This window comes from Corynebacterium tuberculostearicum (assembly GCF_046097255.1).
Lineage (GTDB): Bacteria > Actinomycetota > Actinomycetes > Mycobacteriales > Mycobacteriaceae > Corynebacterium > Corynebacterium tuberculostearicum_J.
In genome coordinates this window covers 1771880-1795396 of record NZ_CP175770.1, presented here as the reverse complement: position 1 = coordinate 1795396, position 23517 = coordinate 1771880, and the positions used below count along the sequence as shown (strand labels likewise).

24 protein-coding genes and 1 riboswitch are annotated in these 23517 nt (G+C 58.3%); of the genes, 7 read left to right on the top strand and 17 right to left on the bottom strand.

What is annotated here, in order from left to right; translation table 11 throughout:
• The first annotated feature begins 38 nt into the window (after positions 1 to 38).
• From ACKFRY_RS08545 to ACKFRY_RS08535, 3 genes are all read left to right on the top strand, one after another.
• Positions 39 to 785 (top strand): MerR family transcriptional regulator, encoded by a 747-nt coding sequence (locus ACKFRY_RS08545; protein ID WP_408922660.1) that lies wholly within the window; start codon positions 39 to 41, stop codon positions 783 to 785.
• A gap of 38 nt (positions 786 to 823) precedes the next feature.
• Complete coding sequence (locus ACKFRY_RS08540; protein WP_408922659.1) at positions 824 to 1417, top strand: bifunctional nuclease family protein; 594 nt, start codon at positions 824 to 826, stop codon at positions 1415 to 1417.
• Between the two features lie 146 nt (positions 1418 to 1563).
• Positions 1564 to 2127 (top strand): MerR family transcriptional regulator, encoded by a 564-nt coding sequence (locus ACKFRY_RS08535; RefSeq protein ID WP_005324738.1) that lies wholly within the window; start codon positions 1564 to 1566, stop codon positions 2125 to 2127.
• Between the two features lie 282 nt (positions 2128 to 2409).
• Here ACKFRY_RS08535 and ACKFRY_RS08530 read toward each other — a convergent pair whose 3' ends face one another.
• The 4 genes from ACKFRY_RS08530 to gndA form a co-directional block, all read right to left on the bottom strand.
• Positions 2410 to 3255: a hypothetical protein gene (locus ACKFRY_RS08530; RefSeq protein ID WP_250413110.1), complete on the bottom strand. Its 846-nt coding sequence runs from the start codon at positions 3253 to 3255 to the stop codon at positions 2410 to 2412.
• Positions 3256 to 3295: 40 nt separating this feature from the next.
• Positions 3296 to 4144, bottom strand: coding sequence for a 3-methyladenine DNA glycosylase (locus ACKFRY_RS08525; RefSeq protein ID WP_250413109.1), 849 nt, complete (start codon positions 4142 to 4144; stop codon positions 3296 to 3298).
• Positions 4145 to 4163: 19 nt separating this feature from the next.
• Complete coding sequence (locus tag ACKFRY_RS08520) at positions 4164 to 5462, bottom strand: DEAD/DEAH box helicase (RefSeq protein ID WP_250413108.1); 1299 nt, start codon at positions 5460 to 5462, stop codon at positions 4164 to 4166.
• 109 nt (positions 5463 to 5571) lie between these two features.
• Positions 5572 to 7023, bottom strand: coding sequence for an NADP-dependent phosphogluconate dehydrogenase (gene gndA / locus ACKFRY_RS08515; protein WP_150851504.1), 1452 nt, complete (start codon positions 7021 to 7023; stop codon positions 5572 to 5574).
• Between the two features lie 59 nt (positions 7024 to 7082).
• On the opposite strand from gndA, the gene ACKFRY_RS08510 reads away from it, so the two are divergent.
• The gene (locus ACKFRY_RS08510) at positions 7083 to 7529 is read left to right on the top strand and encodes a PaaI family thioesterase (protein ID WP_408922658.1); all 447 of its coding nucleotides are present in this window, start codon (positions 7083 to 7085) and stop codon (positions 7527 to 7529) included.
• On the opposite strand, the gene ACKFRY_RS08505 is transcribed toward ACKFRY_RS08510, so the two are convergent.
• Positions 7526 to 8692, bottom strand: coding sequence for a saccharopine dehydrogenase family protein (locus tag ACKFRY_RS08505; RefSeq protein ID WP_408922657.1), 1167 nt, complete (start codon positions 8690 to 8692; stop codon positions 7526 to 7528). The two genes, ACKFRY_RS08510 and ACKFRY_RS08505, sit on opposite strands and share 4 nt — an antisense overlap.
• A 23-nt stretch (positions 8693 to 8715) precedes the next feature.
• Complete coding sequence (locus ACKFRY_RS08500; protein ID WP_005324749.1) at positions 8716 to 9789, bottom strand: magnesium and cobalt transport protein CorA; 1074 nt, start codon at positions 9787 to 9789, stop codon at positions 8716 to 8718.
• Between the two features lie 108 nt (positions 9790 to 9897).
• Here ACKFRY_RS08500 and ACKFRY_RS08495 point away from each other — a divergent pair, with 108 nt between their 5' ends.
• Positions 9898 to 10500, top strand: a complete 603-nt coding sequence (locus tag ACKFRY_RS08495) for a bifunctional 2-polyprenyl-6-hydroxyphenol methylase/3-demethylubiquinol 3-O-methyltransferase UbiG (protein ID WP_005324750.1) — start codon at positions 9898 to 9900, stop codon at positions 10498 to 10500.
• Here ACKFRY_RS08495 and ACKFRY_RS08490 read toward each other — a convergent pair.
• From ACKFRY_RS08490 to ACKFRY_RS08475, 4 genes are all read right to left on the bottom strand, one after another.
• Complete coding sequence (locus ACKFRY_RS08490; protein WP_408922656.1) at positions 10497 to 12032, bottom strand: bifunctional hydroxymethylpyrimidine kinase/phosphomethylpyrimidine kinase; 1536 nt, start codon at positions 12030 to 12032, stop codon at positions 10497 to 10499. The two genes, ACKFRY_RS08495 and ACKFRY_RS08490, sit on opposite strands and share 4 nt — an antisense overlap.
• Positions 12025 to 12654, bottom strand: coding sequence for a thiamine phosphate synthase (gene thiE / locus ACKFRY_RS08485; RefSeq protein WP_408922655.1), 630 nt, complete (start codon positions 12652 to 12654; stop codon positions 12025 to 12027). Before thiE ends, ACKFRY_RS08490 begins: the two co-directional genes overlap by 8 nt.
• Positions 12655 to 13467, bottom strand: coding sequence for a hydroxyethylthiazole kinase (gene thiM, locus ACKFRY_RS08480; RefSeq protein WP_408922654.1), 813 nt, complete (start codon positions 13465 to 13467; stop codon positions 12655 to 12657). It abuts the gene before it with no gap.
• Positions 13455 to 13552, bottom strand: a riboswitch (TPP riboswitch). (Overlaps the previous gene by 13 nt.)
• A gap of 159 nt (positions 13553 to 13711) precedes the next feature.
• Positions 13712 to 15055: an NAD(P)/FAD-dependent oxidoreductase gene (locus ACKFRY_RS08475; RefSeq protein ID WP_408922653.1), complete on the bottom strand. Its 1344-nt coding sequence runs from the start codon at positions 15053 to 15055 to the stop codon at positions 13712 to 13714.
• A 233-nt stretch (positions 15056 to 15288) separates the two neighbouring features.
• Here ACKFRY_RS08475 and ACKFRY_RS08470 point away from each other — a divergent pair, with 233 nt between their 5' ends.
• Positions 15289 to 16602 carry a class I SAM-dependent methyltransferase gene (locus ACKFRY_RS08470; protein WP_408922652.1) on the top strand — a complete coding sequence of 438 codons (1314 nt, stop codon included), beginning with the start codon at positions 15289 to 15291 and terminating at the stop codon, positions 16600 to 16602.
• An 11-nt stretch (positions 16603 to 16613) separates the two neighbouring features.
• Here the strand turns inward: ACKFRY_RS08470 and ACKFRY_RS08465 are convergent, their stop codons facing one another.
• The 4 genes from ACKFRY_RS08465 to ACKFRY_RS08450 form a co-directional block, all read right to left on the bottom strand.
• Positions 16614 to 17522 carry a Dyp-type peroxidase gene (locus ACKFRY_RS08465; protein WP_408922651.1) on the bottom strand — a complete coding sequence of 303 codons (909 nt, stop codon included), beginning with the start codon at positions 17520 to 17522 and terminating at the stop codon, positions 16614 to 16616.
• 1089 nt (positions 17523 to 18611) lie between these two features.
• Entirely contained in the window at positions 18612 to 18776 is a 165-nt protein-coding gene (locus tag ACKFRY_RS08460) for a hypothetical protein (protein WP_040425296.1), read from the bottom strand.
• A 14-nt stretch (positions 18777 to 18790) separates the two neighbouring features.
• A complete protein-coding gene (locus tag ACKFRY_RS08455) occupies positions 18791 to 19492 on the bottom strand; it encodes a YceI family protein (protein WP_005324760.1) in 702 nt (233 codons plus the stop codon).
• Positions 19493 to 19495: 3 nt separating this feature from the next.
• Positions 19496 to 19837 (bottom strand): hypothetical protein, encoded by a 342-nt coding sequence (locus ACKFRY_RS08450; protein ID WP_034655353.1) that lies wholly within the window; start codon positions 19835 to 19837, stop codon positions 19496 to 19498.
• Between the two features lie 130 nt (positions 19838 to 19967).
• Between ACKFRY_RS08450 and ACKFRY_RS08445 the strand changes: the two genes are divergently transcribed.
• Positions 19968 to 20351, top strand: coding sequence for an RNA polymerase-binding protein RbpA (locus tag ACKFRY_RS08445; protein ID WP_005324763.1), 384 nt, complete (start codon positions 19968 to 19970; stop codon positions 20349 to 20351).
• A gap of 79 nt (positions 20352 to 20430) precedes the next feature.
• Here the strand turns inward: ACKFRY_RS08445 and ACKFRY_RS08440 are convergent, their stop codons facing one another.
• Genes ACKFRY_RS08440 through ACKFRY_RS08430 form a run of 3 tightly spaced genes read right to left on the bottom strand, consistent with a single transcriptional unit; the run spans position 20431 to position 23461 of the window.
• On the bottom strand, positions 20431 to 21324 hold the full coding sequence (locus tag ACKFRY_RS08440) for a polyprenol monophosphomannose synthase (protein WP_005324764.1): 894 nt from the start codon (positions 21322 to 21324) through the stop codon (positions 20431 to 20433).
• Positions 21325 to 21329: 5 nt separating this feature from the next.
• Positions 21330 to 22859 (bottom strand): apolipoprotein N-acyltransferase, encoded by a 1530-nt coding sequence (gene lnt / locus ACKFRY_RS08435; RefSeq protein ID WP_005329610.1) that lies wholly within the window; start codon positions 22857 to 22859, stop codon positions 21330 to 21332.
• Positions 22859 to 23461 (bottom strand): FxsA family protein, encoded by a 603-nt coding sequence (locus tag ACKFRY_RS08430; protein WP_005324766.1) that lies wholly within the window; start codon positions 23459 to 23461, stop codon positions 22859 to 22861. The genes lnt and ACKFRY_RS08430 overlap by 1 nt, the downstream gene beginning before the upstream one ends.
• Between the last annotated feature and the right edge of the window lie 56 nt (positions 23462 to 23517).

The window sequence follows — 23517 nt, the reverse complement described above, 5'->3', positions numbered from 1 at the left end:
CGATAAGAACTTTCAGTACCCCCTAAGAGATAGACACAGTGAGCGCAGCAGATTCTTCGGCAGCAGCAGTACGCCGCACCAGCACTAAAGCTAAGAAGCCTAAGACCATGTCCATTGGCGTGGTTTTAGAAACGTTGAATCAGCAATTCCCAGACGTCACGGTGTCTAAGATTCGCTTCCTTGAATCTGAGGGGCTCATCAGTCCACAGCGCACGGCCTCGGGCTACCGTCGGTTCACCCAAGAGGACGTGGACCGACTGCGGTATATCCTCACCACTCAGCGCGATAACTATACGCCGCTGAAGGTTATTCGTGAGCAGCTAGAAGCCATGGATTCCGGCCAGGTGACCGCCATCGTGTCTGCGGGAAATGCGGAAACCCTGCTTTCCCCGCAGCAGTTTAAGGCCCCTGTGGTCACCCGCCTGACCGATGTAGAGGTAGCTACCCAGGCTAGTGCCAGCGAAGATGATGTAGCCTCCTTGGTTAAATATGGCCTCATCCGCCCGGATGCCGCCGGATTTTTCAATACCGATGACGTGGCTATTGTCTCTGCCGCCGTGGCGCTTAAGGCATTTGGTTTTGGCGCCCGTGAACTTAAGTCCCTGCGCAATAACGCCCGCCGTCAGGCAGATCTGATCTCCCAGGCGGCTGCTCCTGTGGCGCACTCAAACTCTGATACCGCGCATCAGAAGGCGGAGGAAATCTCCCAGCAAATGACCGCTCTCGTGGTCTCCTTGCATGCGACGCTGGTGAAGTCGGATCTGCGCGAGGAATACCACTCCTAATACACACGTGCTCCCGTCTTTGTGGGAGAGTGGTAATTATGAGTGATGTAACCCTAGAGTTCCACGGTATCCACCAAGTCGGCCCCGAAGACGATGTGTGCGCTTTGCTGCGCTGGCCGGAAGAAAATCGCTTGATTCCCGTGTGGTTTTCTCCCATTGAGGGCATGCAATTGGCCGCAGTCTTAGACGGCCACCAGCCAAACCGTCCCACCTCGCACGATCTTATCTGCGAGGTGCTAGAGGGCTCTGGCGGGGTAGAGGCCATTGAAATTGCCAACTACCACCAGGGAACCTTCATGGTAGATATCAAGGCTCCGAACGGAGAGGTTTATGACTCTCGGTTAAGCGACGCACTTGCAGTGTCCGAATATTTCAACGTCCCGATTTCAGCCGAAGCAGATCTCCTTGCCCAGGTGTCCGTTTATGCCAGCGATGCGGATGTGAAAGAGTACTTCGACCTGGAAATTTCCACCCCCGCCGCAGCCGATAATCTATCGACCAGCGAAAACAATGATTCCTCGACCTCGGCGTCAGGAAATGCGCAGGCAGATGCAGATTTTGAAGCCATGATGAGGTCTTTGGGTATGGACGAAAAGGATTTCCTTTCGGGGGATGACGACGAAAAAAATTAATGACACGCGTGTGACTAATGGTGACAATGGGGTTTGAGAAGTCTAAAGTTGTACTTGACAGTTGAGCAAGCAGCGCTTGACGGGCGTATGTGCGTGGCTTTTAATTGATCTTTAGAACTTCCAACAAACCCCATTGGAGTAATTACGTGAGCATTAACGAGGACTCCCAGTCCGAATCCACCTACGTGCAGGAATCACTTTTTGACGTCGGACCTGACGAAGAAGTGGGCTACCGCGTTCCCATCGCTTGCCAGGTAGCCGGCATCACCTACCGCCAGCTGGACTATTGGGCTCGCACCAACCTGGTCAACCCTTCCATCCGCACGGCGCGTGGCTCCGGCTCCCAGCGCCTGTACTCCTTCAAGGATGTGCTGGTACTCAAGATCGTGAAGCGCCTGCTGGATACTGGTATTTCCCTGCAGAATATCCGTTTGGCAGTTGAATCCCTGCGCGATCGTGGCGTAAATGACCTGGCAAAGCTGACCCTTGTCTCCGATGGCACCACCGTGTACGAGTGCCGTTCCAACGATGAGGTCATTGACTTGCTCGCTGGCGGCCAGGGCGTCTTTGGCATTGCGGTTCCGGGCATCTTGAAGGAGCTGTCCGGCACCATTTCTTCCTTCCCTTCGGAGCGCATCGATGACTTCGCCGAGGACAACGTGGTCGGCCTCGACGAGTTGGCTGCTCGTCGCAAGCGCAAGAGCTCCTAAGCTCGTCCACACAGAATCCACCCTCCTTCCCAGCTCACGGGGAAGAAGGGTGGATTTTAATCTCTATCGTCTTGAGACAACAATGCAAGACAGTTCTTTTCCGCGCTGTGTGGCTCGCGGGATCGAGGTCGAGCTCTGCCTTAGAACCCGTGCCGGCCTTGTGCTTAAATTGGGTGGAGTGCCCGTGGGTGGGCTGTGTATGAGAGCTCTAGTCTTTTTAAGGGCAAAAAATTAAAGCACCGCACGAGACTTCGTACGGTGCTGGGAAAAATCGGTTCCTCGTTAAATGCCGACGGCCTTGTTGATTGCTCCCGAAAGCTGGGTCTCATCGGTGGAATCAACGGAAGTGAAGCTATCAGCCGCGGACTTCAGTGCGGCATCGACATTGCCTTCACCGACATGAACGACGCTGAGAGAAACGTCCTTGGAGGCGGCGTCGTCAAGAGCGGACGTGAATTGAGCATCATCCATGTCTTGCTCGGTGCCGGTAGTTACGACAAGCACGCGCGCCTTATCGCCGCTGCCTGCAGCTTGGTCGGCGGCATTGGCTACTGCCGCTACCACTGCGCTGCGCGTTTGCGGAACACCGCCAGTTCCAAAGCCACTGAGCGTGCCGGATACAGCGTTGCCATCGCCAAAGCCCAGGTTTTGACGGAAGCCAACCGTGGCGGTCTCTGAGATAGGAGAGGAGTAGTTCCACAACGAGACTGCCCCGCCGTCTGCGGCTAGGTCAGAAGCAGTGGTGCCCAAGGCTTCGGATACAGGGCCGTACATCGGCGCCATGGCCGAAGAAGTATCCAAGAGCAGGAGCGTATTTGCCGCCATCGTCACATCGGGCGTGGGAGCTGCTGCGGAACTCGTCGCTGGAGCGGAGCTCTTCGGGGACGAAGAGCTCGTAGGCGCAGCGGACGTGGAAGCACTGGAAGCAGCTGCCGTGCTGGTTTCCGGTGCAGCCTCGGTGCTGGTTTCCACTGCGCCGGGTGCGGCGGAGTCTTCGCCGTCGTCGTTGCCCGCGCCGCGTAAAAGGAAGGTAACCAGGGCGATTATGGCCAGCAGCGCGATAATAGCCACCGCAATAACCCATCCCGCTACTGCGAAGCTATTTTTCCCGTTTGAATGCCGTGCCATGTGGTGTTTTCCTCCCAAGCAAACTGCCGTTGTTAGTGGCTCATTCTAGCGGGGCAAGTGCCTGATCTATCACAGCGACAAGCCGTTCTCGCAGTGGTTCAGCTTTGTGCGCCAGCGTTCTTTGCCTCGAGACGTATTCGGCCTTGCCCTCAGGTGTTTCGATGGGCACGACGCCAAGTCCCCAATCACGGCAGTCATAAGGGGACGCCTCCATGTCAAGGATGCGCGCTTCAATCGCCAGATTCAGGCACTCAAGGAAAAGTTCGCCTGGAACCAGTGGTCCCAGCTTCCAGGCCCACTTATATAAATCCATTGTGACGTGTACGCAGCCTGCCTGGTCATTGTCGGGCTGATCCTCACGATGCAGGACAGTGAGGTTAAGAGGGCGAGCGGGAGGAGTAAAGAACCGGAAGGCATCATAATGAGAACACTTAATTGAGTGCTCATCGACAACCCGATTGGTCCCGTCCGCACCAAGCCGCAAGGGCAGCGAATGTCGCGGGGAATCCGTGTGGTAGACCATTGCCCATTCATGCAGACCGAAGCAGTCAAAGTGGGCCGGATTGGTAGCGGAACGCCGAAGCAGATTAGAAATATACCGAACCGAGTCACCACGACGCTCTAGAAAGCTGCCGATGTCGACGGTGATGCCGTCTGAGGTGGCGTGGTAATCCCGCCATTCGGCATGCGGAGGAGTGCCCGTTAGCGCAGTTCCTACACCTGGGTGCCAGCGCTTTAGGTGAGAAGGGCGTACGGGGTAGTACTCAAAGAGAAAATCGAAAACAGGGTGGTAGCTGCCAGGATGTCGGAAGCGCTCCAAGCGGTCGGTGGCTTGCTTTTCGTGTTCATGCTGTTGAGCACTCCATTCCTCAGGGCTCAAGATACGCATGAGAGTTAACCTCCTTGACTTAGCGGCGTCGGCGGCGGGCGACTTTGCCGCCTGAGCGGCGGCGTTGGGAATGAGATTTCTTGACAGATTTCGCCGGTTTCTGAGGCGCGTCCTGCCCCGGTGGCGGAAGCGCAGGACCATTGGGCTTGCGAGCACCCGTAATCTCCTTAAGTACCGGCGCACCTGCAGGATTGTCACGGTGAGAAATATCGTGCTCCGTAGCCGTGACACCAGCCTTCTTTATGAGTGCAGTTACTTCTTTGCGTTGTTCATCCATGACCAAAGTGATCACGGTACCCGCAGCACCGCCGCGTGCCGTGCGACCGGCGCGATGGAGATAGGCTTTGTGCTCTGCGGGCGGATCGACGTGAACGACGAGTGAAACGTCTGCAATATCGATACCGCGGGCGGCAATATCGGTGGCGACCAAGACTGGAATGCTGCCATCGGCGAAGCCTTCGATTGCGCGGGTACGCGCGCCTTGGCCTTTATCGCCATGCAATGGATAAGCGTTGATGCCGGAGCGACGCAATTTCTTGACCTGCCTGTCCACGCCGTGCTTCGTACGCATGAACATGATGGTTTTGCCTTGGCGGGCAGCAATGCGCAGCACCACCTCGTTGCGGGCGGTCCGCTCGCCGACGAAAAAGAGGTGATGGGACATGGAATCCACTGCAGCTTGCACCGGCGCAGTGGTGTGGACCACCGGTTCGTGGAGGAATTGCTCCACCAGCTTGTTGACGTCGCCGTCAAGCGTCGCCGAAAACAGCAAGCGCTGGCCTTTAGCCGGAGTTAGGCGCAGCAGCTTGCGTACCTGGGGCAAAAAGCCCATATCGGCCATCTGGTCGGCTTCATCCAGTGCAGTAATCTGGACCGCATCCAAATGCAGCTTGCCCTGGTCAATTAGATCCTGGGCACGGCCAGGGGTAGCGACAAGTACATCGACGGGGCGGGCGAGGGAGCGGATATGGTGATTGATATTTACCCCGCCCACGACAGCGAGCACTCTTAAGCCCAGCGTTGCCGCTGGTTCATCAAGGCGCTGGTGAATCTGAGTGGCCAACTCGCGGGTCGGGGCGAGGATAAGCGCACGGGGATGAGCAGGCTTGGATGCACCTGTTCCGGCAAGGCGGGCAAGTATGGGCAAGCCAAAGGTATAGGTCTTGCCCGACCCGGTAGGGCCGCGGCCGAGTACGTCTTTGCCGGCCAGGGCGTCGGGAATCGCGGCTTTTTGAATAGGAAACGGTTCGGTAATGCCTTCGTTGTGCAGAACGTGTACTAGGCGCTGGGGAAGGCCGAGATCGGCAAAGGTAGTCATCGCTTTCCCATCCTATCGGCAGCGCGGCGGATCGCCGCATTCCATGAGAAAGACCTGCTTGGAAAAGGCGAAAGGGCCCCGAAGGGCCCCTAATCACGTCACTGCGAATCTAGTCGGTTTGGGTCAGGCTGCGGTCACCGGACCACTCAATGTGGAAGGTACCTGGTTTGTCGGTGCGCTTGAAGGTGTGGGCGCCGAAGAAATCTCGCTGGCCCTGGATGAGAGCGGCCGGCAGGCGCTCGGCACGCAGGCTGTCGTAGTAGGAGAGGGACGACGCAAAGACCGGTGCCGGAAGTCCCAGCTGGGTAGCGGCGACGACCACGCGGCGCCAAGGGTCGATGAGGTCTTCCAGCTCGCCCTTGAAGTAGGGGTCGAGAATGAGGGCGGGCAGGTCCGCATTATTGTCGTAGGCTGCGCGGATGCGATCCAAGAACTTGGCGCGGATGATGCAGCCGCCGCGCCAGATGGTTGCTAGATCGCGCGGGTCAACGTCCCAACCGAATTCTTCGGACCCAGCCTTAATCTCGTCAAAGCCCTGGGAGTAGGCAATGAGCTTGGCAGCGTAGAGCGCGCGGCGCACATCCTCGATGAAATCTGCCTTGTCCACGTCCAGCGCCTTGATGGTGCCGGCGGGAAGCTGGCCTTCTTGCGCTGCGCTGCGCTGCGCGGTGGAGGAGGACAGCGCGCGGGCGAAGACGGATTCGGCAATACCGGTAATCGGAACGCCGAGCTCTAGGCCGTTGATGGCGGTCCAGCGGCCGGTGCCCTTCTGGCCGGCAGCGTCCACGATGACGTCGACAAGCGGGGCGCCAGTCTCCGGATCCTTTTGGGCCAGAACCTCGGCGGTGATTTCAATGAGGTAGGAATCAAGGTCGCCGGAGTTCCATTCGCGGAACACCTCTGCGATTTCGGCCGGTTCCATGCCCGCGCCATAGCGCAGCAGCTGATAAGCCTCGCCGATGACCTGCATATCGGCATACTCGATACCATTGTGGACCATCTTGACAAAGTGGCCGGCGCCGTCCGCACCAATGTGGGTTACACACGGAGTGCCGTCCACGTTGGCGGCAATGGACTCAAGAATCGGGCCGAGGGTCTCCCACGATTCCTTGGGGCCGCCAGGCATGATGGCCGGACCGTTGAGCGCGCCCTCCTCGCCGCCGGAGATTCCGGCGCCGACGAAGTGCTTGCCGCGGGCGGCTACGTCCTTCTCGCGGCGAATGGTGTCAGTGAACAAAGCATTGCCGCCGTCGATGATGATATCGCCCTCATCCATGGCCTCGGCCAGCTGATCGATGACGGCATCGGTGGCCTTGCCAGCCTTGACCATAATGATTGCCTTGCGCGGGCGCTCCAAGGAAGCCACAAAGTCCTCGATGGTTTCCGAGGGCACGAAGTTGCCTTCCTCGCCGTGGGCCTCAATGAGTGCATGAGTCTTTTCAGGGCTGCGGTTATACACCGCTACGGTATTGCCGTTGCGGGCAAAGTTACGGGCCAAATTAGAGCCCATGACCGCCAATCCCACGACGCCAATCTGAGCAAGTTCATTCTTATCAGTCATGCTGCCTATCCTACGTCACTAGAGCGCAGCGCTGGCACCGACGGTTAGGCTGGTGGACTATGTCGGATACGCAAAAACTCAATGACTTGCTCCACGTCGCGCATACGCGAGTGCTCAATGCAGAAGAACTGGAGTCTCTCAATGCCTTAAACGGCGGCCTAGCGGAACTGCTAGGACTGCAGTTCACCCACGTGGGCCCGCGCGAGGCGCGTGCGAAACTGCAGGTGCTGCCGGAGCATCACCAACCTTGGGGAGTAGCCAACGGCGGGTTGTATTGCTCCATCGCAGAAACCGTGGCTTCCATTGCCAGCGTGGCGGCTGCCGACGCCCCCGCAGTCGGCGTCAATAACTCCAGCGACTTCATTCGCTCCACAGGCGAGGGCGAGTTGGAAGCCGTGGCCACGCCGGTGCAGCTAGGCGGCCGCACCCATGTGTGGAGCGTCGAGATGCGGCAAGGCCGCGAGCTAATCGCCCGGACCACCTTGCGCACTATGATTCTGCGCTAGTTCATCCTAGCGGCGGTAAAAGACATGCCATGGGCGGAAAGCCGCTGCAGATAAGGCTTTCCAAGTCCGGTGGCCGGGGTGAGTACGCCGCCTGCGCGGCTAGTACCGGAGCGCGAATCGAGCAAGCGGAGCGCAGCCTGGCTCAGCATCATTGCGGTGACTTCATAGCCCGGGTCGCCTTGCGCCGACACAGTTGCTCGCCAGCGTTGGCCATCTTCGGTAATGCCGTGGTGGCTGACCTGGAAATGTCCACCGCTAGTTCCGGGGGTGGGCAGGACCTTTTCCACCAGTGGGCGCAGGCGCGACTGAGTGCCATCAAAGAGTAGCTTGGTGGCGAGCGCCAGCCCATAGGCGCGGGCGCGACCGGGAAGACCGGTGCCAGCCCACCATGCTTCCTTGTAAAACAGGCGTGTACCCCACGCGCGCCCTAGCAGAGCGTTAGAGCGGCGGACCACGCGGGTATTGAACATGGACATGAAAAATGGCCCTACCCAGCCCACGCCGTCGACTTCTTTGATTTCGAAGTCATTCTGGAGGCCGTCTAAGCGTGGCCCGGCCTTGGGATCCGGGTCCAGCGAGTAAGGATTGTGCAGGTTGCGGGCTACCTCTTTATCCGCGTGCGCTGCGTGCGAGACCTGCAGGGAAGACTCGATGGTGCCCGGTGAGATTCCGCCTTTGAGCTTGTCGACGACCATCTGCACCCGTGCAAACGGCTTTCCTGCCGCCTGATAGAGATTAAGCATGCCCATATCCGAGGGCACGGAATCAAAGCCGCAGGAGTGAACGATGCGCGCACCCGTGGATTGGGCAGTGGCGTGGTGGGAGTCGATGCTCCGGCGAATAAAGGGAACCTCACCGCAGAGGTCAACATAGTCCACACCATGGCGCGCGCAAGCGGCAACGACGTGGCCACCATACAGGCTGTAGGGGCCGACCACGGTGATTAGCACCTTGGTACCTTCCACCATGCGCTCCACAGCGGCGGCATCATCGGCGGCGGCGATGGCGATGTCCCAGTGCGGATTGAGTTCATCGCGCAGCGCGGCTAACACCGGTCGGTTCCGGCCGGCCAGAGTCACAGAGGGCGCGTTAATCGAGGCAAGGTAGCGCGCCACCAATTGGCCGACCAGCCCGGTAGCGCCGTAAACAGTGATATCGCTCATAATGCACGAGCGTACCGGAGGGATTAGAGCCAGTGGTTCTTTCGGAACCAAGCCCACAGGCCCACAACGACCAAGATCATAATGATAATCGCCGTGGGGTATCCCAGCGCCCAGTGCAGCTCCGGCATAATGTCGAAGTTCATACCGTAGATACCCGCCACCAGGGTAGGCGCGGCCCACATACCAACGACCGCGGAAATGGTGCGCATATCCGAGTTCTGTTGCATCGTTACCTTGGCTACCGAGGCGTCGATAAGCGAGGTAAGGCGCTCATCGAAGCTGGATACCTGGTCCTTGACCACAAGCTCATGGTCGTTGACATCGCGCAGGTAGGAGCGCAATTGCTTGGAAATTAGATCCTTGTGGTCAGAGACCATGGATTTCAGTGCCACCGAGAGCGGGTCAATGGCATGCTTCATCTCCAGCACCTCACGCTTGAACATGTAGATGCGGTCCACATCAAACTTGAGGTTCGGGGTGAAGATTTCTTCTTCCAGCTCATCGACCTCGATGCTGATAAGGCGGGAAATCTCCGAGTAACGGTCCACCATCATATCCAGGATCTTCCAGGCCATGGCCACCGGGCCAAGCTCCACCAAGTCCTGCTCATCTTCTACCGTATATGCCAGGTTGGGCAGCTTTGCGCCGTGGCGGACGGTGATGATGAAGTTGGAGCCCATAATCATCTGGATCTCACCGGTGGAAATGATCTGGCGCTTATCCGTGACCTCATCATGATCGCGGTAGTTCACGGATCGTGCGACAACGAAGAGCTGATCATCGTAGCGCTCGAGCTTAGGGCGTTGATGGGCCATAACGGCGTCTTCCACGATAAGTTCGTGGATGCCAAACTGGGAGGCCACCTTAGTCATCTGGGATTCATAGGGCTCATGCAGTCCCACCCAAATAAATCCGCGGCCGTATTCCTCAATGGCTTCCAGCGCGGAGCTGGTGGAATATTCTCCAGGAAGTGCTTCGCCATCCACAAAGACGCGGCAGTGTTCGATGGCGCGCTCCGGTGGTACCGGCAGGGAAGTGGGCTTACTAGGAGGCTCGGGTTTCTTGCGGCCCCTAAAGGGTGAAGGTACGGATGGCATCTTTTCAGCCTCCTTTGCGCGGTAGTGCGGATATTTTCCCAATGGGCAGGCGGCGATTTTACGCAGCGGGTAAATCTTACACCGAAGGCGGGTAATATAATCGAATCTATGCCTACGTGGAAAGAAGTAACCGAAGCTAATCCCGAGCACTCCCATAACTTTGCTCGCAAATGGAAGGTGCTGGCCGCACAGGGTAAAGACATCAACGGCGAGGCCCGGCTTATCGACGCCATGGTGGAGCGCAACTCCACCATCCTCGATGCCGGCTGTGGCACCGGCCGCGTGGGCGGCGAGCTGCTTCGCCGCGGCCATAGCGTTGTGGGCGTCGATGTAGACCCCATTCTTATCGAGCACGCTGAGCACGATTTCCCGGAGGGGCAATGGTTCGTGGGAGATCTGTGCGAGGAAGAGGTGCCAGAAGGCCCCTTTGATATCGCCGTGTCCGCAGGCAATGTGATGGGCTTTCTAGCAAAGGAAGGTCGCGAGCCCGCCCTGCGCAATATCTATAATTCCCTCAAGCCCGGTGGTCGCCTCGTCACCGGTTTTGGCGAAGGCCGTGGCTGGGAATTTGCTGATTTCCTCGACATGGCGCAGAAGGTGGGCTACCGAGTAGACTTCACCTTCTCCTCGTGGGATATGAAGCTCTTCTCGGAGCATTCCACCTTCCTCGTCGCCGTCCTTTCGCGACCCGGCTCAGACCTGCTGGCTTAAAAACGCCTATCCGCTTGGTCGAAGAAGTCGACCTCATGGTGGCTAGCGGTGATATAGGCGCGCTCGGCCCGCAGGCGGGTGCGCTCATCCGCCCCGGCGAGGGCTTGTTCGACGATCTCGAGGCTAGCGCGAACCCCGTTGAGGAAGTCCTCGCCGCCGTACATGGAAAGCCATGAGTGATAGGGGTGTTCGGGGGAATCAAATTCTGCGAGGTGGAGGCCTACCTCTGCATATAGCCAGTAGCAGGGCAGTACCGCCGCAGCGCCCACCACGTAGTCATCCGTGTGGGTCGAACGGATCAGGAAATCCGTATAGGCGCTAGTTACCCGGGAGGCTGCAGTCGTGATATCGCTCTCGAGCCAGCCGCGGTGCAGCTCGGCCTCCACTGCCAAGCAATCATGCGCTCCCTCAGCCCAATGCAGTTGCTGTGCCGCTTCTGGGGCTTGGCTGGCGAGGCGAGCCAACGCCTTGGAGTAGGCATTCAGGTACTGAGCATCTTGGTCGAGGTAGAAGCCAAAGGCATCCTTTTCCAACGCTCCCGTGCCCAAGGCCCGAATAAAGGGCAGCGCCTTAATGGCCTCCCAGTGATCCCCGGCTAGGTTCCACAGGCGTTGCGTGTGCGGGCCGGCCGCGGGAACGCGCGGCTGGTCAACGTTTTCCGGTTCTTCCAAACTGCCGGATAAATACGGCTGGGGCAGGGTAGAGGCCTCCTGCATAAGGCGCTGCGAGCGGTGCAGGTGGTCCACGGGCCCGTGTCCCCTGCCCACGTGAAGCGCATCCGCATGGGCAATGGCCTCGTGCAGCCACTGGGTGGACCACGTTAGAGCTGCCGCGGGACTATCGCCGGCTCCCAGGCGGGTGGCTAGGGCAGAGGAAAGGGAACAGCCAGTACCATGCGTGTTCTTCGTGTCCACACGGCTGGAAGCAACGCGGTGCACAGCCCCATCCGCATTAACCACCGCATTGTCGGCGATGTCGGCATCGAGGTGCCCGCCCTTGACGACGACCGCGGTACCAGCACCCTTCGCCCATTCCTTCGCCGTGGCAATGGCCTGCTCAAGATCGCCCGCCTCGTCCGTCTGGGTAAGGACTGCCAATTCCTTTAAGTTCGGGGTGATGAGATCTACCTGGGAGCAGAGATCGCGCACGGCCTGTTCTGCTTCCTTTTCCAGCAGGCGATCTCCGCTGGTAGCCACCATGACCGGATCAAGTACCACGGGAACACCGTCCGGCAGGCGGCGCAGGAAGTCTGCGACTTTGGCGGTAATGGCGGCGTCGGCAAGCATGCCAATCTTTACCGCATCAATCTCCACATCGTCGATGACGGAGTCTAGCTGCTCCTGCAGAAAGTCCAGCGGCGGTACGTGGACGCTGCGGACACCTTGGGTGTTTTGAGCCACCAACGCAGTCACCACGCTCATGCCGTAGCCGCCTGCGGCAGAGATGGATTTCAGGTCGGCTTGAATGCCTGCTCCGCCAGTGGGATCGGTGCCGGCAATGGACAGTACTCGGGGATAGATGCCTTTAGCCATGGAAAGCCTCCTTAAGGTGGGCGGCAGCTGCTGCGGGGTCCTCGGCCGCCATGATGTCGCTGACTACGCAAATTCCGGCAAAGTCGCTGCCCGCCAGCTCGTGCGCATTATGGGCCTTGATCCCGCCGATGGCGACGGACTCGATGCCACGCTCACGTGCGGCGTGAGCGAGTGCTGCGGCTGCAGCCGTACCCATGCCGGCTGGGGCGTTCTTCTTCGTTGCAGTCGAATGCACGGGCCCGATGCCAATGACATCTGGGCGCGCATCGTCCGCTATAGCAGCAAGCTCCTCGTGGCTGCCGATGGATAAGCCAATAAGCTGGCCCTCACCCAGCTTCTCCCGGGCCTCGCGAAAAGCCATATCATCCTGCCCAATGTGCAGGTGGCAGCCGAGTTTTGCGGCCACTTCTACGCGGTCATTGATAAATAGCGGGACATCGCCCAGTACATCAAGCAACTCGCGTGCGGTGCGCTCGATCTGTTCATCGCTAGCTTCCTTGTCCCGGAGCTGGACAACGGTTACACCGCCGCGTACAGCCTCCTGCACGATGGGGACCACGTTGTCTCGCCCGCCAGCCAGATCTGGATCGGTGACCAGATAGAGCGTCCAGTCAATAGCCACTTAAACCTCCTCCGCATCAGTGAGCTTGACCAGGCCCTCAATATCCGCCGTTGGGACATCGTAGAGCGCATCCAGCCAAGCGACGGCAAAGGAGCCGGGGGCGTGGTGCTTTTCGGCGGCCAAGCTACCCGCCGCGCCAACGTGCGCGTGGGCGGCGATGATCGCTTCGAAAGGATCCTCCCACGCGGCCAGATATGCGGCGCAGATAGCACCGAGGGAACAGCCAGTACCGATGACGTTTTGGAGCATCGGGTGCCCTGATTCGAGGTAGACGGCACGCGTTGTATCGCCGACGTGGACGATAAGGTCTCGCGGGCCGGAAATGGCCACGACAGCGCCGGTATCCCTGGAAAGTGCTACTGCCGAATCCAGGGCGGCTTCCACGCCATCGGTAGATTCGACGCCTCGGCCGCCCCGTCCGGTTCCTGCGAGGGCAATGATTTCTGAGGCATTGCCACGGATCGCGCCCGGGCCAAGTGGCAGCACCTCGCGCATGAAGTCGGTGCGGCGGCTCAGGCCGCCGGCGCCTACCGGATCAAGTACCCAGGGGGTGTGCGCGGAGTTCGCCCCAGTGATGGCCTCGCGCATGCCGCCGTATTGCTCTGAGCTGGGCGTACCGCAATTGATGAGTACGCCGCTGGCTACCTGCGCAAATTCGCGCGATTCCTCTGGCGTATCGACCATTGCCGGGCTAGCCCCGATGGCCAGCAGGGCATTGGCGGTGACGTTGCTGACGACCTTATTGGTCAAACATTGAATAAGCGGCGTGGACTCGCGCACAGCGTCGTGTGCGCGCAGAAAAGCATAATCCACAACTATCCCTTCGCTAGTTCTAACTGAGTGCAGGTTCGATGGGTATTTCTCAGCCGCACCGTGTGCGGCACCCCATGTTGCGTGTCTCAGCCTAACAAAGGTCACGGAAACTATGTGCGAAAACCGGCGTCCGGGTATCCAGGTGTGGAATCGCCGGCGCTAATAACGGGTAGTCCGGGAAAATAAAAATCGCCGCCCGCAGCCTGCGTGCAGCAGCTGGGGCGGCGATGCGAGCGAGGAGGTATTACTTCTCGTTCTTGTTAATGATATTGCGTGCGATGCGCTGCTGGGTGGTGATCTCCAGGTTGCCGCGATCGCGGGAAAGGATATTGGTTGCCCAGTTAACCAGCACGGCCAAGCGGCTGCGCAGACCAATGACGTAGGTCAGGTGCAGGCCGAGCCATGCAACCCAACCTGCAAAGCCACCGAACTCGGTCTTGCCCAGCTTAACGACGGCGTTGAAGCGCTTGACGATGGCCATGGAGCCCTTGTCAAAGTAGTCGAAGGCTTCCTTCTCATTTGCGGTAGATTCCTCGTCCACCTTGGCCTGGATGAGCTTAGCGACGTGCGCGCCACCCTGGATAGCAACCTGTGCCAGACCTGGCAGGCGGTTGAGGGAGATCATGTCACCGATCATGTAGACGTTGTTGTGCTCGCCTACGGTCAGGTCCTCGTTGACGGAGACGCGACCTGCGCGGTCGGCCTCGACGCCAGCCTGCTCTGCAACCATCTTGCCCAGTGGGGAAGCGGCCACACCAGCAGACCAGATCTTGGTAGCACCCGTCAGGGTGGTCTCCTCCTCGGTCTTCATGTCCTTGTAGGTGACGGTGTCCGCGGTTACATCCGTCACCATAGCGTTCAGGTGAACCTGTACGCCTTCCTTTTCCAAGGTGCGCTGAGCCTTGCGGCCCAGGCGCTTGCCAAATGGCGGCAGTACCTGTGGGGCACCATCGAGCAGGTAAATCTTGGCAGAGGTGGTGCCGTAGTTGGAATAGACATCGTTGAGGGTACGGTTTGCCAATTCGGCAATCTGGCCGGTGAGCTCAACGCCGGTTGGGCCAGCACCAACGATGATGAAGGTAAGCAGGCGCTCGCGCTCCGCAGGGTCGTCGGTAAGCTCAGCCTTCTCAAATGCCGAGATGATGCGAGAGCGCAGCTCCAGGGCATCGTCCAAGGTCTTCATGCCTGGGGCGAACTCAGCGAAATGGTCGTTGCCAAAGTAGGACTGACCGGAACCCGCGGCGACAACCAGGGAGTCATAAGCATAGGTGCGAGAGAACTCGTCCTGCTCGGCGGTCACCGTCCGATCCGCCAGGTTGATATCAGTAACCTCGGCGTTGACGAAGTGGACGTTGTCCTGATCGCGCAGTAGCTGACGGGTGGAAGGGGCAACCTCACCGGCGGAGATCATGCCGGTTGCTACCTGGTACAGCATCGGCTGGAACAGGTGGTGGTTCTTCTTATCGATGAGGGTGATTTCCACATCGGCGTTCTTCAGCTTCTGAACGGTGTTGAGGCCACCGAAGCCGGCGCCAACCACGACGACGTGGTGGCGGCCACCGTTAGGGCGATAAGGGGTATCAGTCATGGATTTAATGCGACCTTCCTTAAGAAAGCTAATGTTTAGTACCCATACAGTCTAAACACTTCAAACAGAACGCGCATACTTAATGACTGATAAACTTCCGCCGCTGCGTTGCGGTTTCCGTGGGAAGAACCGGCGCGGCTGTGCGGAGCGCCTAAACCGGGGTGCGCACAAAGCTGACTAAGGTTGTTCCGGATAGTGACTTCCTCCGCCCACCAAGGAGCGCACCTGGCATTATGACTTTTATCCGCCCTGAGCATTTGAGCTCTATCGATGCAGAATCCTGGCCCAATGTGGCTACGGTTCCCGCACCTCGTTGGCCTGGAATGAAAGCCCGCCGGGCAGAGGTAGAATTTGCCAAGGCCTGCGATGATGCCGGACTAGAACTAGACCTAGAAGCCGAAGGCGGACCAGATCTGAAGGTGGGCCATGACGCCTTGTTTGAGCGCATTGCCGCTAGCGGTTGGCTGGGATTTGCAGAAAGTTATATGGCAGGAGAGTGGACCGTTACCTCTTCCTCGCAGCTGGTAAAAGTCCTCGGCCGCCTATTGGGAGTGGGTTACCTCCCCAAAGCCAAGATGCTGGGTGCCGGTAAGTCGGAGCCAGGGGAGCTGCCGCTGGAATTGGTTCGACTCTATGCCGGCGATGGTTTAAGCCATGTCGGTGGAATTTTCTCCAGTGGTGTACCGACCACCATAAGGGAAACGGTGGAAAGCTATAGCCCCAAGGCTGGCCGCAAGGAGCCGAAGAGCCACTTCGTCGATGTCACGACGCTGAGTGAGCCCACGAGTGTGGACAGGGATGATCTGGGAGATGCGCAGCGCCGCGCGGCGGATTGGCTGCTTGACGTCACCCGTACCGGCGCCGGAACCCACCTGTTGGTGTACCCGGCTGCCGGACTGCAGCCAGCGATGCGGGCGACTAAGCGACGCGCTACGGTGGACGTTTTGACCAGTGATGTGGACCAAATGAGCCACATGCGCGAGGCCCTCGTACTAGAGGGGGCAGACGATTCCATCCATGTCGAGCGCATTCCCGGCGTCGTCCCGAACCCCAAGCAGTGGCACGGGCACTATGACGCCATCCTCACCGTAGAAAAGGTAGAGCAACTCAGCGCTAGCGAGCGCAAAGAATATATCCGCGCAGTCGACCGGTTCTTGACGCCTAATGGGCGGGCAGGAATCCAGTCCATCGTGGCGACCGAGTCAATGACGGAGGCCGGTAAGGCATCGCTTCAGGCCTTACGAGCCTATGTGTGGCCGGGATTGGACTATCCGCGCACCACGGAGATGCACCAGCTAGTAGATAAGAACTCTAACCTGCGCATCGTGTCCGAAACACACGTGGGCACCCATTACTTGGAGTCCCTGCGTCAGCAGCGTTCCTTTTTTGACGGTCACCTGCGGGAAGCAGCGGCCGCTGGGTTCGACCCAGTCTTCCGCCGCTTGTGGACCTTCCAATTTGCCCTCCGCGAGGCCCTTATGACGCTCGGGATGATTGACTCGGTGCAATTTGGGTTGGCCCACCGCAACCGCGGGGGCCGGCGTTAGGCAGGTGGCCCTTAGGCCGACGGCAGCTCGTCGAAGTTCTTCATCAGATCCGCGCTGGGCACAAAGAAATTGGTGCCTGTAAGCGCGGTGGAGAAGTCCAAGATACGGTCGTAGTTTCCCTCCGGCTTGCCAATGAACATATTGCGCAGGCGCTCCATGACGTTTTCTGGGTCCTTGGCATAGCCGATGAAGTAAGTGCCCATCTCACCCGCGGCGAAAGAGCCGAAGACCATGTTCTCGCGGTAAATATCTTCCTCTAGGTCATTCAGGGCCACGTGAGAATTAGTGGGCTTGGTATCGTCATCCAACTCGATATCGTCGGCCTTGGTGCGGCCGATGACCTTTTCTTGCTCCTCGGTGCTCAGCTCGTTCCACTTGGCTAGGTCGTGGATATATTTTTGAACGGTGACGTAGGAGCCACGGGGGTAATCGGCGTCGTCGCCAAGCAGCACGGTATCCAAAGCCTCCTCGGCGAGGGGATTGGCGGTGCCATCCACAAAGCCTAGTAAATCGCGCTGGTCCAAGTACTTAAAGCCGTGGGTCTCATCGATAACCCTGGCGGCATCGCCCAGCTGATCCAGTACCTGGCGGGCCATCTCATGGCACAGGTCATAGGTATTCGCACGGAAGTGGAGAAGAATATCGCCTGGCGTGGCCGGGGCCTTATGCGCGGCATCGATTGCCTCAAATTCCTTCAGGCGTTCCGGCATAGGCGCGCTGGTCAAACGTGGCCACATGGAGGCACCAATGCCGACTACGGTATAAAGTTCGCCTTCGTTATAGCGAAAGTTGACGGACTTAAACAGTCCGGCAAACCCCGTGAGCATATCGCGGGTGGCTTGCTCGCCGCCGTCCTTGATTTCAAGGACAAGAAAGAGAGCTGCGCGGGAAGGCTTATCTACTACATGCTGAATCGTCATGATGCCAATTTTACGCACCCTGTGGTAATCAGGCCCGTTCGCCGGCTTGGAATCGCCCCTGATAGAGGCCATCTTGGTCGTTATATGCGCTAATGTGCGTATTGGTCGAAGACTAACCGATAGCCGGGTGAGAAGATGTGGACAAGGATACGAAGGAGCAGAAGAAAAAGCACCGCGCGGATCTTCGTATTATTTGCGCGGAACGACGATTCATATGATGAGTCTTTTGCAGGCGTTGCACTGACGCGCGCCCAAGAAAAAGCCATGGGGCAATGCGTAGACCGCTCGGGGGTAACCTGTTGGACTGAAGAAGCACGCCTGCGTGGGTGGAAAGGTTCACTGGACGCAGAACACCATCCGGAAGTGGTTTACCTGGTTTTTAGCGGTGGACACGCGCAGGGATCGGATCCGTCGAGCGCTGAATTCGATCCAGAGCTTAAGGCCGCATGTGCTACGAGAGGCCTAGCCGAAAAAGAAGTCATCCGCCGTCTGAGAAATGACGAGAGCCCAATTGTCGTGAAGGAATGGCACATCTGGGAAGCTTCATTCGGGCGCGTGTTGGCAGGAGCAAACGGCAGATGCGAGGTGCAGGTATCAATGTATGGAGTCAGAAACTAAATGGGGGAATGCCACCCCTAGTTAAAATGACATAATGTACATTATCGGACAAATACTGATATCGGGAGGGTCATCGTTCGTCGCCACCATAAGCGCCCGAGTGCTTACACATCTTCCCGGCCCATCTATTGGTTTCCGGTTCAGCTCCCTTAACCCTCCACGCGATGTTACGACGCTTTGCTTGGCGACGCCCCGCGGTCTCTGTCGCGCCCTCCGCCGACCGCCAGACTCAGGCGCAGGTATGGATTCCGGCTGTAGCTCATTGGGGCTCGGTTTTACTACAGCGGGCCCCATCTATCTTTCGGGACTTCTTCATTCAGGGGGTCAACCGTTGGTGGCGGTGTTTCGTTCGGTGACCGAAAAACCTGATATTGGGCGAAAATACGCCCTACTGGCGGTGCCAACTACACCACTATATAACGTCACACTGACGTTATTCGGGGAACTCTACCCACGCCGTGAAGGCCTCAACTAGGAATTACGGTAAGCGCTCCACAGCTGCCACATAGTCAACAGCGCCAAAAGAACCGAGATGGCCACAATGACCCACATCTGTTGAACGGCTACGAAAATGGTAAAGCCGATGACGACGACGAGGCGCAGCCACATAAACGGGATAATCTGACGGGAATTCACTGGCTTGACCATCGCTAGTTTTTCTCAAAGGAAATGCGGAGATTTACCTCGCCCTTTTCCTCGACTTTCGCGGCGAGCATCTCCGGGGTCTCCACGCCATAATCAAGGCGATCAACTGGCACGGTGCCGCCGATGACGATCTGATCGCCATCGCGAAGAACGTCGAAGTCTTGGGAAATCTCGTGCGTTTCATCCTTGATAGTCAGATCTCCGGTGAGCTTGACTGTGCCAATGGTGCCGTCATCCGGGACGTCGGCAAGCGAGGCTGGCTCGGTGAGCTCAAAGGATGCCTCTGGGAAAAGCTGGGTCTCAAAGAGCTTGGACTTCATGTTCTGATCGCGGACCTTCTTGTCCGTGGTCAGCTCGTCCATATCAACAGTGACCGCGGCGGTTTTCAGGGTGGAATCAGAAATATCCGCCTGGCCGGTGACCTCCGTGGTTGAACCCGATGTGGTGGTCTTTTCCGCAGGTAGAACCTCATTAAAGGTAAAACCAACCGAGGTATGGTTATTGGCGCGTCCCTTGGCTACCTCCCAGGTGCCATCGAGCTCCGTTGATGCGGCCTTTGCGCCGTCGGCGGAAACTGGTTCGGTCTTTACTCCGGCGCCCTTGAGGAGCGAATACACCATCGGGCCAATGGCCACGGCGGTGAGCAACACAATCAGCACCACAAAGATGGTGATGACGAGCTTGCGGTTATAAAAAAGCTTTTTCATCTGCTATCGAAGTCCTTCTAGGCGTCGCGCCAGGGCAACAAGCTCTTCGCACAAACCGGCAAGCTCCTGCGCACTAGCGCCTTCCTCCGCGGCGGTATTGATATCTTCTGCGGAACAACGTAGTTCAAAAAGTCCGTCGCGCAAACTCTCTGCCTTTTCTGGAGTAAGGATCACGGCATTGGCGGGAATCCCCGTGCCACTGACGTTATTTCGCTGCTCATAAGCGCGCTGCTTGCAGGAGGCGCTGCAAAACTTCCGTGGCCGTCCCCTACCGCCTTGGTCAATGTCCTTCCCACACCATTGGCAGGAACCGACGTTGCGTTCACGACTAGCTGTACGGATCACCCGATACACTTTAGTCCATTTTGGGCGGGCTGGGAACAAAGACGCGTGGGTGTTCGTTATAATTAGTAGCTCTTAGGCGAAGTTTTGCTTCGCACTCAATCAGGGATCTCTTTGAAAAGGATGATGTTGCATGGCAGATCGCGTACTCCGTGGCAGCCGTATGGGCGCAGTCAGCTACGAAACCGACCGCGACCACGACCTCGCACCGCGCCAGATGGTGAAGTACCGCACCGAAGACGGCGAGATTTATGAGGTGCCTTTCGCGGATGATGCTGAAATCCCTGAAGAATGGATGTGCAAGAACGGCAAGCTGGGCCACCTAGTAGAAGGTGAAGGCGTTGAGTCTAAGCCCGCTAAGCCACCACGCACCCACTGGGATATGCTGCGTGAGCGCCGCTCCATCGAGGAGCTCGATGAGCTGCTTGAAGAGCGCATTAACCACCTGCGCTCCCGCCGCCGTTCCGCAGCTCGCCTCTTGAAGGAACAGCAGGAGCAGCAGCAAAATAACTCTTAAAGTTCTGCGGCAGCAAAAAGGCCCGTACCTCCCTAGTCTGACTAAGGGACGGTACGGGCCTTATGCGTTGCGGTGGCGCCTACTTCTTCAGCTGCGCAATCTGGTGCTTTGCCAGATGGCCAATCTCGCTGGCGAAGTCAGAAACCCAGCCGGCGCCCTTACGGGCCTGAACGCCTAGGTCATGAATGGAGCCGTCCTTGACTTCACGGTTGACCAACTTGGACACCGCGCCGCCAAAGTCCTGCAGCTGCTCAGCGCGATGAGCAACGCCCCACTTGGTGACCTCGAGCAAAGAATCCTTCACGAAGGAACCATCCAGCTTGGACTCGCCATATTCGCGCTCGGTGAAGGTAATGGGAACTTCGCGAACGTCAAAGCCAGCCTTGACGGCACGGAAGGCCAAATCGACCTGGAAGATGTAGCCGGCCTTGGACAGCTCATCAAAGTCGATGGACTCGAGCAGCTCGCGGCGGAACGCACGGTAGCCGGCGGTCATATCGGACAGCCCAGCGCCCAGCGCTACGGAGATGTAAATATTGCCCAAGCGGGAGAGGTACTCACGAGAAGCCGGCCAGTTGACGGTCTCGCCACCCGGAATGTAGCGGGAGCCGATAACTAGGTCCGCGCCCTTGTCCACCTCTTCCAACAACAGGTGAAGCTGTTCCGGCGCATGGGAGCCGTCTGCATCCATCTCACACAGCACCTGGTAGTCGCGCTCCAATCCCCACTCAAAGCCGGCGATATAAGCGCCTAGCAGACCGCCCTTGCCCTCGCGGTGAAGAACGTGGATGTGGTCATCCTGTGCTGCGAACTCATCGGCCTTGTCACCAGTTCCATCGGGAGAGTTATCGTCCACGATGAGGATATGGACCTCTGGGACGGCCTCACGGACGCGTCCAGTAATGAGAGGAAGATTTTCGATCTCGTTATAGGTCGGGATGATGACCAAGGTCGAGGATTCAAGCGTGCTCACAGTGTTTATGCTCCTACGTATGTATCTGTGCCGGAGCGGCGCGGGGTGCGTCGCAGGCGGTTTGTGCGCAAAGCTACCAGTGCGCAGACTGTTCCAATAATAACCATGAGCCATTGCAGGGGCGAACCAAACCTCACGGAAAAGGTCTCTCCGCTACGCAAGGGCAACTGCTCTACTAACGCGTCCGGCGTGAAAATCTCCGTGGACTGGCTAACGTGGCCATCTGGGTGAACAATGGCGGATACTCCAGAGGTCGCCGCCACCACCACGGCTCGGTCCGTCTCCATGGCGCGCAATCGGCTCATGGCCAATTGTTGGTAGGTCATATCGGAATAGCCAAAGGTGGCGTTATTGGTGGGAGTAGTCAGTAGTTGTGCACCATTTTTCACCGACTCCCTAAAGGCGTTATCGAAGGAGACCTCGTAGCACGTTGCCACGCCTACCGGCACTCCCGCCATGGAGACAACGCCTGGGCCGTCGCCGGGTTTGAAGTCACCGGCTAGATTCACATAGTCAGAAAATTTGGCAAAGAAGTCCCGCATGGGCATGGTTTCACCGAAGGGCTGCAGGTACTTCTTATAGTGGTGGTCTCCTACCGTATGCCCGGGAGCAAAGACCTGCATTGTGTTGCGGGCTCCCACCTCATCCCGCGTAGCGGTGCCAACCAAAACAGGTGCGTCTATCGCATCGACGGCGCCACTGATCGCCGAGGCTGCCTTGCCGTCACGGAATGGGTTGATATCAGAGGAGTTTTCGGGCCAGATGACTAGGTCAATGTCCTTGTCGCGTGCGGCCAGCTTCTTTGTCTCAGCCACGTGGTTGTTAAGGACCGCTTGGCGTTGCCCGGCAAAGTCTAGGCCCATGCGTGGTACGTTTCCTTGGATAGCGGCAACCTTTGCTTCCCCGACAGTGGAATCGTCTCGGTTGATTCCCAGACCTGCCACCGTTGCGCTTGCAAGGGGAAGGATAGCTGCTAAGAATGCGGCGCTTTTGGCTTTCCATCCGCGTTGAATCAGCAGTGCAGCGAGACCGCAACCGCACAGAACCGTGGCTGCGGTAATGAGCGAGGTTCCACCCCACGGAGCCAGGTTGGCTAGCGGTCCGTCGATTTGTCCCCAAGCCAATTTCACCCAAGAAAAACCGCCGAAAGGTACCGAAGAACGCAACACCTCCACCGCGAGGTAGAAGAACGGGAAGGCAATAAAACCGTATTTCCACCGCGCTACTGCCGCGCCGCCAATGCCCAGTAGAATCGCGTATACCGAAAGCCATATAGCCAAAGCGATGTATGGCCCACTGCCCACTAATTCGCCGATCCATGGCAGCGTCAGCAGGTACAGCACGAGCGAATGCGCGACTGCAAGAAGCGCGCCCACACGGGCGGTAACGTGCCTAGTTCCCCACGGCAGCAAGCTCGCGTACAGCAAGCCCACGCCCACAATGGCAGCCCACCACCAGCCACGGGGCTCTATGGCGGCATAGGTGAGCAGACCGGAAAGGCCCGCCACTACGAGGCGGGCAAGAGTTAGCACCACTAGCTCTTTCCGCCCTTGGACTCGCCACCGGAGGGTCCGAAGTCATCTGGATCCAGGTTCTCGCTCCAACGGCGGATCTCTTCCTCATCCAACACTTCATGCGGGCCAGCATCCTGCATGCTGGGGTGCCCACTTTGTGTTGCTTGGCCACGACCAAAGGAGCCAAAGTCGCCATAAGAGTCGTGCTGCTGTGCCATTGGGGTGGCCTCGTAGATCTTAACGCCCATGTTTTCGATCTTGCGGTACAAGGAGGCCGCTAGCACCGTGCGCAAGACGGCGCGGGTCGGCGAGAAGATAAAGAGGGCTCCGAGGATCGTCGTCAAGAAGCCCGGCAAAGAAAGCAACATGCCGCCTACCAAGGTAAGGCCCACATTGCTGGCGGTCTTGCCCACATTGCCGGCGTGAACGACGTATGTACCGTCCCCTGTGCGTTCGACCTGCTTTCCCATCAAGCGGCGCACTTCAAGGCCAGCGATGGACATTCCGAAGAACATGGTGACAAAGAGTGCGATAAGCGCCCAGCCAACGCCGATCCATTTTGAGACGGCCCAAAAAGTCAGGGTCTCTGCGACCATGTAGAGAGCAAAATACATAAACGGCATGGCCTCAGTCTAACGAGGCAGACTGATAAAGTGCTGGCAACACTCATGCGGGAAGC

Excerpts from the sequence above, each read along its gene's own strand:
- ACKFRY_RS08455 (WP_005324760.1), bottom strand. The coding sequence starts at position 19,492 with ATGAAAAAGCTTTTTTATAACCGCAAGCTCGTCATCACCATCTTTGTG.
- ACKFRY_RS08505 (WP_408922657.1), bottom strand. The coding sequence starts at position 8,692 with ATGAGCGATATCACTGTTTACGGCGCTACCGGGCTGGTCGGCCAATTG.
- ACKFRY_RS08465 (WP_408922651.1), bottom strand. The coding sequence starts at position 17,522 with ATGACGATTCAGCATGTAGTAGATAAGCCTTCCCGCGCAGCTCTCTTT.
- gndA (WP_150851504.1), bottom strand. The coding sequence starts at position 7,023 with ATGACTGATAAGAATGAACTTGCTCAGATTGGCGTCGTGGGATTGGCG.
- ACKFRY_RS08540 (WP_408922659.1), top strand. The coding sequence starts at position 824 with ATGAGTGATGTAACCCTAGAGTTCCACGGTATCCACCAAGTCGGCCCC.
- ACKFRY_RS08445 (WP_005324763.1), top strand. The coding sequence starts at position 19,968 with ATGGCAGATCGCGTACTCCGTGGCAGCCGTATGGGCGCAGTCAGCTAC.
- ACKFRY_RS08510 (WP_408922658.1), top strand. The coding sequence starts at position 7,083 with ATGTCGGATACGCAAAAACTCAATGACTTGCTCCACGTCGCGCATACG.
- ACKFRY_RS08495 (WP_005324750.1), top strand. The coding sequence starts at position 9,898 with ATGCCTACGTGGAAAGAAGTAACCGAAGCTAATCCCGAGCACTCCCAT.
- ACKFRY_RS08475 (WP_408922653.1), bottom strand. The coding sequence starts at position 15,055 with ATGACTGATACCCCTTATCGCCCTAACGGTGGCCGCCACCACGTCGTC.
- ACKFRY_RS08525 (WP_250413109.1), bottom strand. The coding sequence starts at position 4,144 with ATGCGTATCTTGAGCCCTGAGGAATGGAGTGCTCAACAGCATGAACAC.
- ACKFRY_RS08430 (WP_005324766.1), bottom strand. The coding sequence starts at position 23,461 with ATGCCGTTTATGTATTTTGCTCTCTACATGGTCGCAGAGACCCTGACT.
- ACKFRY_RS08530 (WP_250413110.1), bottom strand. The coding sequence starts at position 3,255 with ATGGCACGGCATTCAAACGGGAAAAATAGCTTCGCAGTAGCGGGATGG.
- ACKFRY_RS08470 (WP_408922652.1), top strand. The coding sequence starts at position 15,289 with ATGACTTTTATCCGCCCTGAGCATTTGAGCTCTATCGATGCAGAATCC.
- ACKFRY_RS08520 (WP_250413108.1), bottom strand. The coding sequence starts at position 5,462 with ATGACTACCTTTGCCGATCTCGGCCTTCCCCAGCGCCTAGTACACGTT.
- ACKFRY_RS08500 (WP_005324749.1), bottom strand. The coding sequence starts at position 9,789 with ATGCCATCCGTACCTTCACCCTTTAGGGGCCGCAAGAAACCCGAGCCT.
- ACKFRY_RS08490 (WP_408922656.1), bottom strand. The coding sequence starts at position 12,032 with ATGGCTAAAGGCATCTATCCCCGAGTACTGTCCATTGCCGGCACCGAT.